Annotated in this window: 15 protein-coding genes, 1 riboswitch and 1 other annotated feature; all 15 genes read right to left on the minus strand. The window is 38.6% G+C overall.

Annotated elements, in window-relative coordinates; all coding sequences use genetic code 11:
* Nucleotides 1–576: 576 nt before the first annotated feature.
* The 15 genes from radC to hemA all read right to left on the minus strand — a co-directional run bounded on the left by radC (nucleotide 577) and on the right by hemA (nucleotide 17,545).
* Nucleotides 577–1,248, minus strand: coding sequence for a DNA repair protein RadC (gene radC, locus MHH88_RS15345; RefSeq protein ID WP_141705613.1), 672 nt, complete (start codon nucleotides 1,246–1,248; stop codon nucleotides 577–579).
* 32 nt (nucleotides 1,249–1,280) lie between these two features.
* Complete coding sequence (locus MHH88_RS15350) at nucleotides 1,281–1,874, minus strand: Maf family protein (RefSeq protein ID WP_339259145.1); 594 nt, start codon at nucleotides 1,872–1,874, stop codon at nucleotides 1,281–1,283.
* 98 nt (nucleotides 1,875–1,972) lie between these two features.
* Nucleotides 1,973–2,617, minus strand: coding sequence for a hypothetical protein (locus tag MHH88_RS15355; protein ID WP_339259147.1), 645 nt, complete (start codon nucleotides 2,615–2,617; stop codon nucleotides 1,973–1,975).
* 310 nt (nucleotides 2,618–2,927) lie between these two features.
* The gene (locus MHH88_RS15360) at nucleotides 2,928–4,190 is read right to left on the minus strand and encodes a folylpolyglutamate synthase/dihydrofolate synthase family protein (RefSeq protein ID WP_339259149.1); all 1,263 of its coding nucleotides are present in this window, start codon (nucleotides 4,188–4,190) and stop codon (nucleotides 2,928–2,930) included.
* Entirely contained in the window at nucleotides 4,187–5,479 is a 1,293-nt protein-coding gene (locus MHH88_RS15365; protein ID WP_339259151.1) for a folylpolyglutamate synthase/dihydrofolate synthase family protein, read from the minus strand. Before MHH88_RS15365 ends, MHH88_RS15360 begins: the two co-directional genes overlap by 4 nt.
* A 141-nt stretch (nucleotides 5,480–5,620) precedes the next feature.
* A complete protein-coding gene (locus MHH88_RS15370; RefSeq protein WP_069508603.1) occupies nucleotides 5,621–6,022 on the minus strand; it encodes a hypothetical protein in 402 nt (133 codons plus the stop codon).
* An 87-nt stretch (nucleotides 6,023–6,109) separates the two neighbouring features.
* Nucleotides 6,110–6,211, minus strand: a riboswitch (cyclic di-GMP riboswitch).
* 124 nt (nucleotides 6,212–6,335) lie between these two features.
* Complete coding sequence (locus tag MHH88_RS15375) at nucleotides 6,336–8,981, minus strand: valine--tRNA ligase (RefSeq protein ID WP_103976147.1); 2,646 nt, start codon at nucleotides 8,979–8,981, stop codon at nucleotides 6,336–6,338.
* Between the two features lie 179 nt (nucleotides 8,982–9,160).
* Nucleotides 9,161–9,483 (minus strand) — a binding site (T-box leader).
* Nucleotides 9,484–9,765: 282 nt separating this feature from the next.
* A complete protein-coding gene (locus MHH88_RS15380) occupies nucleotides 9,766–10,449 on the minus strand; it encodes a valyl-tRNA synthetase (protein ID WP_339259157.1) in 684 nt (227 codons plus the stop codon).
* Nucleotides 10,450–10,589: 140 nt separating this feature from the next.
* Nucleotides 10,590–11,036, minus strand: coding sequence for an SRPBCC family protein (locus MHH88_RS15385; RefSeq protein ID WP_069508608.1), 447 nt, complete (start codon nucleotides 11,034–11,036; stop codon nucleotides 10,590–10,592).
* A 123-nt stretch (nucleotides 11,037–11,159) separates the two neighbouring features.
* On the minus strand, nucleotides 11,160–12,452 hold the full coding sequence (hemL, locus tag MHH88_RS15390) for a glutamate-1-semialdehyde 2,1-aminomutase (RefSeq protein WP_339259159.1): 1,293 nt from the start codon (nucleotides 12,450–12,452) through the stop codon (nucleotides 11,160–11,162).
* Nucleotides 12,452–13,432 carry a porphobilinogen synthase gene (gene hemB, locus MHH88_RS15395; protein ID WP_069508612.1) on the minus strand — a complete coding sequence of 327 codons (981 nt, stop codon included), beginning with the start codon at nucleotides 13,430–13,432 and terminating at the stop codon, nucleotides 12,452–12,454. Before hemB ends, hemL begins: the two co-directional genes overlap by 1 nt.
* The gene (locus MHH88_RS15400; RefSeq protein ID WP_069508614.1) at nucleotides 13,429–14,190 is read right to left on the minus strand and encodes a uroporphyrinogen-III synthase; all 762 of its coding nucleotides are present in this window, start codon (nucleotides 14,188–14,190) and stop codon (nucleotides 13,429–13,431) included. The genes hemB and MHH88_RS15400 overlap by 4 nt, the downstream gene beginning before the upstream one ends.
* The gene (gene hemC / locus MHH88_RS15405) at nucleotides 14,180–15,112 is read right to left on the minus strand and encodes a hydroxymethylbilane synthase (RefSeq protein ID WP_069508616.1); all 933 of its coding nucleotides are present in this window, start codon (nucleotides 15,110–15,112) and stop codon (nucleotides 14,180–14,182) included. Before hemC ends, MHH88_RS15400 begins: the two co-directional genes overlap by 11 nt.
* An 18-nt stretch (nucleotides 15,113–15,130) precedes the next feature.
* The gene (gene ccsA, locus MHH88_RS15410; protein WP_024363203.1) at nucleotides 15,131–15,958 is read right to left on the minus strand and encodes a cytochrome c biogenesis protein CcsA; all 828 of its coding nucleotides are present in this window, start codon (nucleotides 15,956–15,958) and stop codon (nucleotides 15,131–15,133) included.
* A 222-nt stretch (nucleotides 15,959–16,180) separates the two neighbouring features.
* Complete coding sequence (gene hemA / locus MHH88_RS15415) at nucleotides 16,181–17,545, minus strand: glutamyl-tRNA reductase (protein WP_069508618.1); 1,365 nt, start codon at nucleotides 17,543–17,545, stop codon at nucleotides 16,181–16,183.
* Nucleotides 17,546–17,605 lie beyond the last annotated feature (60 nt).

Raw genomic sequence — 17,605 nt, forward strand, 5'->3', positions numbered from 1 at the left:
ACTGATATCTTCTTTGGAAGTATTTACAACCATTTAAAGCCCTTAAGTACCTTTCGCAAAAAATCTAAAAAGAGGCAGGGAGAAAAGAGAAAAAGTGTTAGATTGACTGCCATCAATCTAACACTTTATTGCTGCGCCGTTGTTGTTCGCTTCGGCGGTGCTTTCCGCGGGATTCACCGCCTCCGCTACCAACAACTAGTGAGAACTTCTAAATTTTTATTTATTGCAAAAGCAAGACTAGCTAAGTTCTCCATATAGCAAAAATTTATGAACACCTTTCCTATGTTCCTTCAATTTTTTTAGTTATATCCCAGCCTTTTTAAACTTGTCCAAATAACTTCAATGTGCATTACGATATATCTGAAATAAAAAAGGAATAAGCCGTTTCAAGCGCTTTCTTGGGTTCGTTGCACTTTCTCTTCTTAATCTGTCTCGTAACATATTGCACGCGCTCTACGGAGGATGTTAAAGCCCTTATCTTTATTTCGTTTCGCGCAGGATTTGACATGCCTATAACTTTATCCAACAACAGTTCAATGCACAAACGTATGTAGGAAAGCCTTTACTTTATTAAGACTAAAAATATCCTTTTTCTTTTAAGCTAATAAATTGGTGGTCACCGATAATGATGTGATCCAGTAACTCAATGCCAATAATAAAGCCAGCTTCCTGAATTCTTTTCGTTACCTCAATATCTTCTGGACTTGGGGTAGGTATTCCGCTTGGATGATTATGCGCACAAATAATAGAAGCGGCAGAGCGCTTGACAGCCTCACGGAAGATTTCTCTCGGATGCACAATGGAGGCATTTAGGCTCCCAATAAATATCGTTTTCTTATGCATAATTTGATTTTTGACATTAAGGAAAAGGGCAACAAAATGTTCTTGACTTAGAGAGGTCATATCCGGCATAAGGTATGCAGCGGCATCTTGCGGAGAACGAACGGTAAACTTATCATCATTTTGCTTTTGAGACAAGCGCCGGCCAAGCTCTATGGCAGCCAAAATTTGGATTGCCTTTACCTCCCCTATACCTTTGATGGCAATCATTTCTTCAATGGTTGCATGTTTTAAATGGTGTAAACGTTCAAATGTACTTAATACACGATTCGCCAGTGCAAGAACTGATTCTTCCTTAGTACCTGTCCTTAGTAAAATAGCTAATAGCTCTTGATTCGATAAGCTCATTGCACCTTGACGCAGTAGTCTTTCACGTGGTCGATCTGCCCTATTGACGTCACGAATCATCGTTTTTGGTAAAACATCTGTTGGCAATAGCTTCACTCCTTCGCAAATTGAATAATATGCTTCGCTATCAATTGCGCAAACAACGCTGCAAGTGGTAAGCCTACAACATTGTTGTAATCTCCTTCAATTCGTTCAACTAAAAGGGTTCCAGCTGTTTGAATACCATAACCGCCCGCCTTATCATAAGGGTCTCCAGATGCTACATAGGCTTCTATAAGCTCCTGAGATAAAGTATGGAATACAACTGCTGTTTCTTCTACAAATGTTGTTTCTATACCATTCGCTTCAATGATGGCAACTGCTGTCATCACCGCATGACGCTTGCCTGATAAACGAGATAAGTGTGAAATAGCTTCCTCCCGTGTTTTTGGCTTATGCAGTAACTCATTGTTAAAAACGACGATTGTATCTGCGCCAATAATCGTTGCTGCTGGCACTTTCTTAGCTACATCTCGTGTTTTTAGCAGTGCCACACCTGTTACATAATCCTGCATGGTTGTTGCTTTTACACTTGTCTCTTCTACATCACTTGTTACAATTTCAAACGGAAGGTCCAACATAGCAAGCAGTTCCTTTCGTCGTGGTGAAGCAGAAGCAAGTACTAATTTATGATTTGTTTCAAACATGATTTCACCATTCCTCCTTCTCTCTATCATAACGGAGAATACGGTTTTTGAAAATTTTCAAAAAATCAAGATAACGCTCATATAGCTAACGATTCGACTTAAAATTTCGTTTGAAGACAAGCATTTTTAGACTTATAATGTGCAAAAATTTGAAGACGTACGATACTTAAATCACTAGAAATAGAGGTTGCTGCCTTGCCAATACTTTGCCAATCAGCAGGAAGAGTGGAATCCTTTGTTGCCTCTTTAAAATTTAATTTTGTCGTATTTTTATCAGCTAATACTTTTATCACTTCAGCAATTGTCGCCTCCTTGCAACTTTCACCACTAACACTAAACACTTTTTTAAATGTTGGTGGGTCCTTTAGAAACACTAACTCACTTTCTTCGTTCACTATACTTGTCCATACATAAAACTTGCCCTCTACTTCTACAATTGCACTTTCTTGCAATGACGGATGTTCAGAGACAAAGGCACTTGCACTTGCATAATTCGAAAATACGCCCGCTTGACTTGCAAAAAACATAGTTGAGTTTGCAGTACCGCCTGTTGTCGGAATTGTTGCAGATTCTGCCTCGGTTTCGGTTTTATTGTTCGCTACTTCACTTTCCTTTTTTAAAGAAAATTGGGTACTAGCTTGGAGAACCCCTAAAAAAATCGCTACACCAAAAAGCCCAACAATACCACCAATTAGCATTGCACGCACTACTTGTTTTCTAATTACATGACTAACTATTTTCATACGTTCATCACCTCTTCCTTCAACCTATCAAAATCAACATAAAAAAAGACGAGACTGCTGTCGTCTCGCCTAAAAAATTTATCGCTATGAACTAGCAAATATCGCCTTTATTTTTAAAGAACTGCCTATCGAGTTGTTTAACCTGTCATCTTATACAAAAGTTAATTACACTAGTCAAAACGAAATGTACAGTGCGCATTGTATTGTCTATCTAACACTATGTCCATACACATTGCAGTTAATAGCTATACGTAATATTACGTAGCTTTCGGTAGAAGTATGCCGAATGGGATGGAAAAGATGTCGGTCACTAATTTTCGTTTACACCAAGCAAGCTACCGCGCACTTCTGTTAATAAATATAAAGAGCCGGTTACGATTGTTCTACACTTCTTCTCTGATTGTTGTTGTAAAAATGGAATTGTATTTTGCAAAATTGCTTTTTGCGGGGCATGACATAATGCCAACATATCTTTTGCTGACATCGCACGCGGATTATCAAAATCAACAAAATAAAATGTCTCACTAATTTGCTCTAAGTACTGCAAAACGCCTTTTACATCCTTATCACCTAATATGCCGACAACAAAGGTAATCGACTCATTAGGAAACGCTTGGCGAACCGTTTCTACCAATTTTTCTGCACTAGCTGGATTATGCGCACCATCAAAAATAATATATGGCAACACCTCTTCAAATCGTCCTAAAATGCTTGCCATTTTAATACCTTGGCGTATACTTGCCACGTTGATTGCTACATTTAGCGCAGCAGCGACTTCCAAAAATGCAGTAATGGCTAATGCCATATTATTCGCTTGATGAGGTCCTTTCATATGACGTGTAAGATTTGTGATATGTAAGTCCATAGTATCATTTTTATAGTTCTCATAGTCATGCATCCGCCCAATATGAAATTGCTTGTTCAGCTCTAGAACAGGTGCTTGCTTTGCATTAGCTTCTCTCTCAATAATGTTCTTTGCTTCCCAAGGTAAATCCCCGATGACAACTGGTCGATGCTGTTTAATAATCCCTGCTTTATGCTGTGCAATGCTTTCAATAGTCGGACCTAAAAATTTTGTATGCTCTAGCGCTATACTCGGAATAATCGAGACAATAGGTTGCACTACATTCGTACTATCTAGTAAGCCCCCCATACCCGCTTCGATTAATGCAATATCGACATCACAATGGACAAAATGCAAAAATGCAGCGACTGTTAATAGTTCGAAATCCGTTAGTTTACCGCTAAGCCCCGCATTTTTCATTTGTTGAAAAACGCGATCCATCTCTAGTGCTGAAATAGGTTGTTGCATTACTTGAATTTGGTCATGCACATTCAAAATACATGGAGACATGAACTTGCCTACTTTTAAGCCATGTTCCTGCGCAATTGACTCTAAAAATGTTAATGTTGAGCCTTTGCCATTCGTGCCTGCAAGGTGCACAATTTGCAATGTTCTTTCTGGATTCCCTACAAGTGCCAATGCTTCTTCAATCGCTGTAAGCCCTGGCTTAATTACATCATCACTCGTTAAAGCCCATTTTTCCTTATAATCATCGAACTGAGGAATCATTGTGCTCCCTCCTGTATCCATTGGCGAACTTCAGCTATAAAATACAGTGAACCTGTAATCACGACAATATCTTGTTGGTCCTTATGTTGTATAACTTCACTCACTATCACTTGCCAATTTTCGTTATATTGTTTGTCTTGATGCGTTGACAGCATCGCTAACTGTTCAGCTGGCATGGCATTGGGCAGTCCGATTTGGGTAAAAGCTATAGAAGTTGCGACTGCATCCATTAACGCAATACTATTGGCATGGTCTTTATCAGAAAGTGCTGCATAAATAAATCGATAGCGTTGATTTGGATAGACCTTCTGTAATGTTTGAATCAATGCGGCTGTTCCTTCTGAGTTATGAGCACCATCTAATACAATATTATTAGGGAATTGTTCAAAGCGACCTGCCCACTGTGCATGTTGTAGCGCTTGCCGCATCGACTCTTCGGATAAATGAATGAGCCTTTGTTCACGTAATATATCCATCGCTGTAATAGCTAGACTCGCATTAGCAATTTGATGCGCTCCTGCCATTTTTAATTGAATATTTGTTAGATCAAGATATGCATTGTGATAATGGAATGATTGCATGCCCATCTCCTGCTCCTGTGCAACAATGTTAAAATCATCCCCTAGAACCAGACATCTAGCTTGACGTTCTTGTGCAACCTTTTGAATCGTAGCAAGTGCTTCTTTATTTTGCACACCAACTACTACGGGTACACCTTCTTTAATAATACCTGCCTTCTCAAAAGCAATCTTCGCATATGTATCGCCTAAAAAGGCCGTATGCTCTAAAGAAATCGTTGTAATAATGGATACAAGTGGTGTTATGACATTCGTCGCATCTAGTCGTCCACCAAGCCCCGTTTCAATTAGCGCAAAATCCACTTCTTCATCTGCGAAATATTGGAACATAATAAGTGTGACGACCTCAAAAAAACTTGGATAGTCCCCATTATAATTTGCCTCAATAATTGAAGCTACGTTATTCATATACTGTAAAAATTGCTCGTCCGGAATTTGTTTTCCATTGATGGTCATACGTTCATTGACGCGTGTTAAATGTGGTGAAGTAAAAGCACCAACCCGATATCCCGCATTCTCTAACATTTCTCTCAGTACATTTACGGTGGATCCCTTGCCATTGGAACCAGCTAAATGGATAGCGCGCAGCTTGTTATGCGGGTCTCCTAAACGCGCCAATACTTCACGCATCATGACTAAAGGTTCACGTTTATGATCAACCGCCTTTAATGTAAAAATAAAATCTGTACATGCTTTTATCGTAGTAAACAAAAGAAACACTCCCTTTCACTCCAGTATAAAGGGTGACTGGCACACAAACAATTCTGATACAAATTTAAAAACACACAGAAAACCACTGTAGGAGTGATCATTTGTGTGTTTTTAACTAGTTTTTTTCAAATAAACAACAAATTATTGTAATTGATGGATGCCTAATAGCGCTCCCATATCATCTAAAATTATTTTTGCATCATTATTTAAAAGTGGCAGAACATCGGATCTTTGCACTAGTTCTAACGAATTTTTTAATGTTCTTTTCAGCATCGAAATATCAAAATTTGAACAATACTCATTAATCTTATTTATCACTAGTAAATCTGTACGTGTTAATGAAATCTTCGTATCTTTTTGCCCCTTATTATCCGCTAGAATATGCTTAATAAGAACACGTCCACTTGCATTTAATAGTCGATAATATTTTGCCTCAGATAACTTTAAAAGATTTGCTTCTATAATGCCCCTAGCGCTCACAAAATCTAAATCATCACAAGCTTTGTTTACTTTCACTACAATTGTTCCAATATTTCCTGACATAATAAACCCCCGTTATTCTTGCATTCAAAGTAAAAGACCATTCTACTCGACATAGAATGGCCATAAAATTAAATAAAAATTTCATTTAATGGTAACCAGGCGATCATAGTTTGAAAAATACTCATTTCTCTTCACCTTAGACCCTAGGCTTTGCGTCCTACCCTTTCGGATAGTTTGCCTTTATCTATTATACTAACTAAAATAGATAATACTATATATTTTTTCCTAACTCAATACATAACTTTTGATTCATAAAAAGAAAAACAGCAAATGACTATTTCGCCATCTGCTGTTTCTTCAAATCACTATGCTATTACATGTTTTTTAATTCTTCTAAACGTTTTAATACCACTGCATGTTTCTCTTCATAATCCGCTAATTTTTCGCGTTCTGCATTTACTAATGCTTCTGGAGCCTTTGAAACAAATTTTTCATTGGACAGCTTACCAGTAACAAGCTTCACTTCTTTCGCCCACTTTTCTAGTTCTTTTTCTAGACGAGCGATTTCTTCTTCTAGATTGATAAGACCTACAAGCGGTAAGAATAGCTCTGCTCCTGTTACGACTGCCGTCATTGATTGACTCGGAGCCTCTAAGCCTTCACCAATTGTTAACGTCTCAGGATTACAGAATTTTTCTAAGTAGGCTTTATTCGCTTCCAAAGTAGCAACTGTTGCACTATCTTTAGCAGAAATGAACAATGGTACTTTTTTGCTCATAGGTGTGTTAACTTCCGCACGAATATTACGCACCGAACGTATAATATCCATAAGGAGCTTCATATTGTCTGCTTCTTCAGCAAAGTGAAGATCCGTACGCACAGTAGGCCATGCTGCCACTGTAATTGACTCACCTTCATGAGGTAAATGTTGCCAAATTTCTTCTGTGATGAATGGCATAAACGGATGTAATAGACGCATTGTTTGGTCTAATACGTAAGCTAATATAGATCGAGTTGTTTTCTTAGCAGCCTCATCTTCACCATTCAGCGGTAGTTTCGCCATTTCAATATACCAAGAACAGAAATCATCCCAAATGAAATTATATAGTTCACGACCTACTTCACCAAACTCATAACGTTCTGCTAATGAAGTCACACGTTCAATTGTTTCATTCAAGCGCGTTAAAATCCATTTATCGGCTACTGATTTTTCACCAGTTAAGTCGATTTCATCATATGTCATTCCATCCATGTTCATAAGTGCGAAACGGGAAGCATTCCAAATTTTATTAGCAAAGTTCCAAACAGATTCTACTTTTTCCGTTGTATATCGTAAATCTTGACCTGGAGATGAACCTGTTGCTAAGAAATAACGTAGTGAATCCGCTCCGTATTTCTCAATAACATCCATTGGGTCCACACCATTACCAAGTGATTTACTCATCTTACGTCCTTCGCCATCACGTACCAATCCGTGGATTAATACATCTTTGAATGGGCGTTGTCCAGTAAATTCAATACCTTGGAAAATCATTCGAGATACCCAGAAGAAAATAATATCGTATCCTGTTACAAGCGTACTTGTTGGATAGTAACGTTGATATTCTTCATTTGCCTCGTCAGGCCAACCCATTGTAGAAAATGGCCATAGTGCTGATGAGAACCATGTATCTAACACATCTTCATCCTGTGTCCAATTTTCTGCGTCTGCAGGCGCTTCTTTACCTACGTAAATTTCACCTGTTTCATTGTGATACCATGCAGGAATTTGGTGTCCCCACCATAATTGGCGAGAGATACACCAGTCACGGATATTTTCCATCCAACGAGAATATGTGTTTTCAAAACGTGATGGAACGAAGTGAACTTTACCTTCCTCGTCTTTTTGCAGTTCTAAAGAGGCATCTGCAAGTGGTTGCATTTTAACGAACCATTGTGCTGAAAGATAAGGTTCTACAACTGCACCAGAACGTTCAGAATGTCCTACAGAGTGCATATGCTCTTCAATATTGATTAGGACACCTGCTTCTTGTAAATCGGCAACAATTTGCTTACGGCATTCAAAACGATCCATACCATTGTATTTACCCGCAAGTTCATTCATTGTGCCATCTTCGTTCATTACCAGAATACGTTCTAAGTTATGACGATTACCAACTTCAAAGTCGTTCGGATCATGAGCTGGTGTCATTTTTACTACACCTGTACCGAATTCCATATCAACGTAATCATCTGCTACGATAGGAATTTCACGGCCCACGATTGGTAAAATAACCGTTTTACCGATTAAATGTTGGTAACGCTCATCTTTCGGGTGAACTGCTACGCCAGAGTCCCCAAGCATTGTTTCAGGACGTGTCGTTGCAACTTCCACATAGCCAGAACCATCTGCTAATGGGTACTTCATATGATAGAATGCACCTTGTACATCCTGATAGATAACTTCAATATCCGATAAGGCTGTTTTCGCTGCTGGGTCCCAGTTAATGATACGCTCCCCACGATAAATTAAGCCTTTTTCATATAATTGCACGAAAACCGTTTTAACGGCATCCGATAAACCTTTATCGAGTGTGAAACGTTCACGAGAGTAGTCTAATGCAAGGCCAAGCTTCGCCCATTGCGCGCGAATATGCCCAGCGTACTCCTCTTTCCATTCCCAAGTTTTTTCCAGGAATTTTTCACGTCCTAAATCATAACGTGTAATATTATCTTCACGTAGTTTTGCCTCTACTTTTGCTTGTGTAGCGATACCTGCATGGTCCATTCCTGGTAACCAAAGTGCATCATAACCTTGCATACGCTTCATACGAATTAATATATCTTGTAATGTTGTATCCCATGCATGACCAAGATGCAATTTCCCTGTTACGTTCGGTGGTGGAATAACGATTGAATAAGGTTCCTTCCCGCTTTCAGGTTGCGCTTCAAAAAATTTACCTTGTAGCCACCATTCATAGCGACCCGTTTCAATAGACTGCGGATCGTATTTCGTTGGCATTGAAATGTTTTCTGTCATATTGACTCCTCCTGTTGTGAAATAATTTTTGACATTTATGCGCTTAGGCAAGCTTCATAATTACTCGTCTTGATTTACCAGTGTATTCACATCAAATAAATCAGTGACAAATGCCTTTGGATTATTCGCTAATAAAATGCAGACATCTTTTTAGCAAATAAAAAAACTCCTATCGTCAACAAAAGGACGAAGGAGTTTAAGTTCGCGGTACCACCTTTAATTCCAGCAGAGTAAGATAAGCAACACTCGCACATCACTACTTCTCCTATTAGCGCACTTTAAATGCCCTTATACATTAGAAGGAAGAATTCATGCTGGATGTCTTAAGCTTATTACAGCTGGCTCTCAATTCGTTAACGGTGTTTAACCGGCTTTAACTACTATTAGTTCACTAAAGCTGCTCGAGGGCTACGTTCGATTACGCACAAATAGAAACTTTTCAGCTACCGTTTCCTCTCTATAAATGCACAAATAATTTACTCTTCCCTGTCATAGCATCCATATTCAGCTTTCCACATTGTACCGCAAATTCATCTATTTTTTCAAGTGATTTAGTTAATTTCAGCTAGTCTTAAAAAAGTAAATAGAAAAGGAAGTGACTATTCATATGCGACGACGTAAGTATAACCCTTGGCTTTTACCACCTTGGCTACGACAATTCCGATTTTATTGTAGAACAATTATTGTACCGATTTGTGGTTTTCAGTTTATCCGTGTTATCATCATCCCAACTTCTGGAGATCTTATCATCTTATTACTTTTACTACTTCTATGCTATTTACTTTTAAAAGATATCATTTGATACACGAACTTTGAGCGGAGTATAGTCTTCTGTTAAATCCCAAATCATTGTTTCTACTTCATTCCAGGAACTTGATTCACGCACAGCAGAGTGACTGGAAGATTCTCTAAGGACAATTCTTTGTTGTTCGGCTGGTACCGATTGTTTAGCTTTTGCGGATGCTTCTACAGGTGTCGTTTTCATTTCTTGGACAGTTTGCTCAATAAACGTAGACTCCTCTATAGGAAGTTGCGTCTTGGCTACAACAACCTGTTCCTCGACAACATCGACTTTTTCTACTACTGGCATTGGTATTGCGTCACTTCGAAATGTACTCGTCACTGTCCATTCAAGCTGACACATTTGATTGGACAGTATTGGACGAATGTCTTTCACCATTAAATCTTCAATCGCTGCCTCTTTTGGTAAATCAACATTTAATGGGACTGCATATTCAAAATAGCCAGTATCTCCTTGAATATCGAGTGCATCAATACTGATTAAATCTTCGGCATCCATGAACGTTTGCATGTCTTGAAAATCGAAGCGTACATGCGCTGTAATATGATAAATCCCATTTAATCTTAACGAGTCTTCTAATTGCATCGATTGCCATTGCGGCTTTATCTGTACAGCCGCAATTTCTGTTGGGCAACCATATCCCGGAAAACAAAATGTTTCACGCATATTCCAAGTTTTCTGTTCGATAATAATCCCTCCCTTAGCATCATATGAATTGCAATCAGAATGTATGCTAGCCAACGTTTGTTACAAGATTTTTACCATTAAAAAAGCATGCCTGATTTTATTCAGGCATGCCTTTACGCTTATACGTTTACCATTTTTATTTTATTTGCTACGCGATCTGTCAACATTTGGGTAGCTTTTGGAACGATTGGCTTGAAGATTGGATTTAATACAGGACCAGCTAAGCCTCCAGCTGTAACTTCTAAAAAGCCTGTCATTTTTGTATTGTTTGCATCAATGCTTTCCGCTAAGAAATAGCCATTTCCTGTGAAATTATCTGATAGACCTTTTAATTCAAAAGTTACTTTTGAAGGTGCTGTCCACTCTAAAATTGTAATCTCTACTTCTACCGTTTTTTTCAGTACACCAACATTACCTTTAAATGTCCACGTAGAGTGTTTATCATCTATCATCGTATGTGCATTATAACCTGGGACAAGCTTTGCCCATTTTTCCATGTCACTCACGAATTCCCAAACATGTTCAATTGCTACGGGTACTTCTACTGTATGTGTGCCTGTTGCCATTTCAAAACCACTACTTTCTTTTCTGAATAGCTCTATTATAAACTAAAACGCCCACTATTTGGCTATGCTGAAAGTTTTAATTTTGACAAAAAAAAGCCACCCCAATGGATGGCTTTAGATCACTTATTTTGCTAATTGGGCAAACACTTTATGGAAAGCATCGACCGTTTTCGCGATATGTTCCTCTGTATGTGCAGTAGAAATAAATAATCCTTCAAATTGTGAAGGCGGTAAGAAAATACCTTCTTCTGCCATTAAACGGAAGTATTCCGCAAATAATTGTAAATCAGACGTTTTCGCTGAAGCAAAATCGATTACATCTTCGTTTGTAAAGAAGAAACCAATCATGGAGCCAGCGCGATTCACCGTATGTGGAATATTATACTTTGTAGCTGCAGCTCTAAATCCTGCTTCTAGTTGGTCTCCTAACTTTTTGAAATACTCATAGGAGTTTTCATCAAGTCGGGATAACGTTTCATAGCCTGCTGTCATTGCTAATGGATTACCTGATAATGTACCAGCTTGATAAATTGGACCTGCTGGTGCTACTTGCTCCATCACTTCCTTCTTACCCGCGAAAGCACCTACAGGTAGACCGCCGCCAATTACTTTCCCTAGCGTTGTCATATCTGGTGTTACAGCAAAGTAACCTTGCGCACAGCCATAGTCAACACGGAAGCCTGTCATAACCTCATCAAAGATTAGCAGCGCTCCATGCTCTGTTGTTAATTCACGTAAGCCTTCTAGGAAACCTGGCTGTGGTGGGACAACGCCCATATTCCCTGCCACTGGCTCAACAATCACTGCCGCAAGCTCTGCACCAAATTTTTCAAATACTTGTTTAGCACCTGCTAAATCATTGTAAGCTACCGTTAATGTATTACGTGCAATATCTGCAGGTACACCAGGGCTATCAGGTAGGCCTAATGTCGCCACACCTGAACCAGCTTTTATCAATAATGAATCGCCATGACCATGATAAGAGCCTTCAAATTTTAAAATTTTGTCGCGACCAGTTACACCACGTGCTACACGTAATGCAGACATTGTTGCCTCTGTCCCTGACGATACAAAGCGAATCATCTCCATGCCAGGTAAACGTTCTAATACTAGCTTAGCTAAACGATTTTCTGTATAGCTAGGAGCTCCAAAAGAAGAACCTTTCGCTGCAGTTTCTGCAATGGCTTTTACAACTTCCGGATGAGTATGCCCTAAAATTAAAGGGCCCCATGATAGTACATAGTCAATATATTCATTGCCATCAATGTCTGTAATTATTGCACCATGACCAGATTCCATAAATATTGGATCCATATTTACTGATTTAAATGCACGTACGGGACTACTAACCCCACCTGGCATTAAGTTGATAGCTTCTGCATATGCTTGTTTTGATTTTTCGTAAGAACGCGCCATTATTTCTCCTCCAACCAACGTGCTACATCTTTAGCATGATAAGTGATAATTAAATCCGAGCCTGCTCGTTTCATACCTAGCAATGTTTCAAGCACTACTTTTTTCTCTTCAATCCAACCATTGATAGCTGCAGCTTTAATCATTGCATATTCACCAGAAACGTTATAAGCAACAATCGGTAATGTGTAGTTATTTTTCATATCTCGAATAATATCTAAATAGCTTAGGGCAGGTTTCACGATTAAGAAATCCGCACCTTCTTCAATATCAGATTCTGCTTCACGGAAAGCTTCCATGCGATTTGATGGGTCCATTTGGTATGATTTACGATCACCAAATTGTGGTGCTCCATCAGCCGCATCACGGAAAGGGCCGTAATAGCTCGATGCATATTTTACGGCATAGGACATAATTGGTACATTTTCAAAGCCCGCTGCGTCAAGACCAGTACGTATGGCAGTAACAAAGCCATCCATCATATTTGACGGTGCAATAATATCTGCACCAGCTTTTGCTTGTGATACGGCAGTACGTGCTAAAACATCTAAAGAAGCGTCATTTAAAATTTGATCGCCCTCAATCAAGCCGCAATGACCATGGTCTGTAAATTCACACAGACATGTATCAGCAATCACTAACAGCTCTGGGTGACGCTCTTTAATAAGGCGTGTCGCTTCTTGAACAATTCCATGATCGTGGAAAGCACCTGTCCCCACTTCATCTTTTTCAGCTGGTAAACCAAATAAAATAACTGCTGGAATACCTAAAGCAACCACTTCATCCACTTCAGCACCAAGATTATCTAATGAGAATTGAAAAACACCTGGCATTGACTGAACTTCATTTTTAATATCTTCGCCTTCCATCACGAAAATAGGATAAATTAAGTCCTCTTTGTGTAAGTAAGTTTCTTTTACCATAGATCGTATCATTGCATTTGCGCGTAAACGACGATGTCTTTGAAATTGTAAATTTGTCATGTTCTTTCCTCTACTTTCGTTAATTCCTCGATGACTGCTTGCATTGTATAAATACTTGGCATAATGTCTACAGTTGCACCGTGGTTTACAATAGCTGCTTCTGTAATGTGTCCGATTGCCGCCACACGTACCGCTTTCCATCCAACGACTGACGCTACATCCATTGCATAGACATCTACAGCCGAAGGACTTGCAAAAATCACGGTAACATCTGAATGTTGCTGGATACAGTCGATAATTACTTGTTTTTGGTCGTGGCGCTCAATCGTTTCATAAACCGTCCATTCATTTAATTTGAAGGGCAACCCTTCCTTTAATGTCTTTTTCGCTTTTTCCCCACGAATAAATAAACATGTTGGATTGTGCCCTGCAACAATAGGAAACTCTTTAACAAATACATCGGCACTAAATATAGAAGGCATAAAGCTAACTTGAAAGCCTAACTTTTCTAATGCCGCAGTCGTTTTCGTTCCAATCGATGCAATGTTCCCTTGAAAATGGCTTGCACTTAAATGACAACGATTCATCTTACTAGCAAAAGCATCTACCGCATTTTGACTCGTAAAGATTAACCAGTTAAATTGACGTGCAAATTCTAATTGCACATCATCATTTCGATCAATTATTTCGCAAGTTTCTATTAATGGGGCAAAAACTGCCTGACCACCTAAAGCGGAAATATCGTCTCCAACTGTTGCTGTTTTAGACGTTCCAGTTAAAATAATTGTTTTACCCTGCAAAGGTAAATTATTTAGCATCTTGCTCTGCCTTAACACGTTGAATTAAATCATAGGCACCTTGTTTCGTTAACATGTCAGCTAGTTCATGACCAATTGCTTCGGCATCAGTACCTACTACAGTCTCTTTATAAATAACTGCTGCATCTGGTGCGGCAACTAGCCCTGTTAGTGTAATCTCTTCCCCATTATACTTGGCATAACCTGCGATAGGCACTTGACAACCACCGTCCATAGCAGCTAAGAAAGCACGTTCTGCATGTGCTTCTTTCCATGTAGCACTGTCAGTTAATTTTGCTAGTTCAGCTAATAATTCCGCATCGTCTTGTCGACATTCAATCCCTAAAGACCCTTGTGCTACAGCTGGAAGACAGTCCTCCACTGATAAAAACTCTGTTACGACATCATCGCTCCAGCCCAGTCTCTTTAAACCTGCCGCAGCTAAAATAATGGCATCATATTCATCTGTTTCAAGTTTTGCTAAACGTGTATCGACATTTCCGCGAATCCATTTTATTTCAATATCAGGACGCAATGTTAAGAGTTGAGCGCTTCGTCGTAGAGAGCTTGTCCCCACTACTGCTCCTGCAGGAAGATCTGCAAATTTCACATGACCTTTAGAAATAAATGCATCGCGCGCATCCTCACGAGGTGGAATACAACCAATAACTAAACCTTCTGGTAGTATGGCAGGCATGTCCTTCATCGAATGAACAGCAAAATCAATTTCCTTGTCAAAAAGCGCCTGTTCAATTTCTTTTACAAAAAGCCCTTTACCACCAACTTTAGAAAGTTGAACATCTAAAATTTGATCGCCTTTAGTTACAATTTCTTTTACTTCAAATTCAAACGGCGCACCTGCTGCCTTTAGCTCATTGATGAACCAATTTGTTTGCGTTAATGCTAATTTACTTCTCCTAGAACCTACAATAATTTTTCTCAACAGTCTCCAACCTTTCTTCTAATACCATAAATGGAATCGAGATAAGCTACTTCCTAAAAAGAAATTTACGACAACTAATAAGTAAGCATAAATATGAACCCATGCATAATTAGTACCCGTCAGCTTACTTTTGCGATTCACATATAAAATACAGCAATATAATACTAAAATAATAAAGGACCCTATTATCTTCGCATCAAAGATAGATAAACTCTCTAGTCTTAATAATGCCCATTCAAAGCCTAATATTAAACTTATGAATAACATTGGAATCCCTATAAAAAATGATACGTTCATCCAATTGCTCGTTTGCTGTAATGATGGCAAACGTGTCCATAATTGTGACCATTTTTTCTTTTTTAATAAGCGATATAAAACTAAATATAATATCGCAAACACAAAAGTTAACGTGAAAGCAGCATACGATAATATCGCAAATGAAATATGAATAAAGAGCATTTCCGAAATTAATGTATCGCCTACTGCTCCCGTTGGTCTTTTTGGCATAAATGTAAAAATACTAGCAAATAAAAATCCTAGTATATTGATAATAAATACTGGTAAATCGACTCTCGCTATACAATGGAGAATAATCGATAATGTTACTAGCAACCAAGAATAGAACAGAATTCCTTCATATAAGGATAATATCGGGAAACGCTTTGTTTCGATAAAAGTTAGTATAATAATGGCACTTTGAATTACCCATACAAATGAAACAAGCCAAAAAGCAATCCGCCTTGCACGTACTTGTTTATAAAAGTAATCAGTAAAGTAAAACACTAGACTGATCGCATACAAGACGATCATCACTTCATAGAGCCTTGTCATTGTCAAATCAGCCAATGGACATCCCTTCTTTATTTCAAAAAGTGCTAAAGCTACTATAAACAGTATCCCAGCCTAAAAAAGACGTTTTCGTATCTTTAGTTTACCATACAGATACGAAAACGCCTCATGTAATTTCAAGTTCGCACACGTCAGCAAAACCATGCAATAAGCAAAAATTTGCTACATGACTCAAATCGTGAGCCTCAAGCGATTGTGGAGCTCGAATGTCTAGACATCTTAGAAAGAGTACTTTGGTTCAGTAGGTGTTTGCGATGATCGTAAACGTTCTTTACGCTCAAGCTCTTGCTTGCTCATCATATCCACTTCATCTTCCACAGCATCCTCTATGCCAAAAATTTGTTGGAATAAACGTAACTGTTCATTTGCTTTTGGTGAATTTGCCATTTCCTTAGCTTGTAAAATTGGCTCTTTTAACAATTGATTTATGATTGATTTTGTATGCTTACTTAAAATCTTACGTTCTCGATCCGTTAACTCTGGCATTTTATTTTCAATACTGACCATTGTTTCTTGTTGAATTTGGTTTGCTTTTTTACGTAAAGCTGAAATGACTGGCACGACACCAAGCGTTGCAAACCAATCTTTAAATTGAACAACCTCTTTATCAATCATTTGTGTAATTTCCGCTGCCGCACGTTCGCGCTCTGCCAAGTTAGCTTCAACAATACCTTGTAAATCATCGATATCATATAAGAATACGTTTGGCAGATCACCAACACGTGGATCAATATCACGGGGTACCGCAATGTCGACCATAAACAGTGGTTTACCTTTACGCAGACGTTCAACAAGTTGCATTAGCTCATAATCAATGACAAAATCTGTCGCACCTGTGGACGTAATTAAAATATCCGCTTCAAGTAGTGAGCATTGTAATTCCCTCATTGACTTCGCTTCACCTTGGAACTTGGCTGCTAAACTTTCAGCTTTTTCAAAAGTACGATTAATAACCGTCACTTTTCCTACGCCGTTACCATACAAGTTCTCGATAGCAAGTTCACCCATTTTACCTGCCCCTAAAATAGCGACGTGCTTGCGTTGTAAAGATCCAAAAATTTTCTTTGCTAATTCTACTGCTGCATAAGAAACAGATACCGCATTCTCCCCAATAGCTGTTTCACTATGTGCTCGCTTCGCAAATGTAACTGCTTGTTTAAATAACTGATTGTAGACCGTACCTGTCGTCCCAATCTCTTGTCCATTTAAGAAGCTTTTTTTCACTTGTCCTAAAATTTGTGTTTCACCAAGCACCATTGAATCAATTCCAGCTGTTACTTTAAATAAATGTTCTAATGCCTCATCTTCTTCTCGAATTGTTAAGTAAGAAGAAAAAGTCTCCACAGGCAAGTTGAACCAATTTGCTAAAAATTGCTTCACAAAGTGACGTCCAGTATGCAATTGATCGACGACTGCATATATTTCTGTTCGATTACAAGTTGAAACGATAACATTTTCCAATATGCTTTTTTGTTTTTGCAGCGCTTCCATTGCTTGCGGTAACTCGCTTTCTACGAAAGATAGCTTTTCCCTAATTTCAACTGGCGCTGATTTATAATTCAAGCCTACTACGATGGTATGCATGAATAACACCTCACACGTTCTAATTCACAAATCTCATTATAGCACAGTTCGACAATAGTT

It is taken from the genome of Lysinibacillus sp. FSL K6-3209, from assembly GCF_037976175.1.
Classification (GTDB): Bacteria; Bacillota; Bacilli; order Bacillales_A; family Planococcaceae; genus Lysinibacillus; species Lysinibacillus sphaericus_D.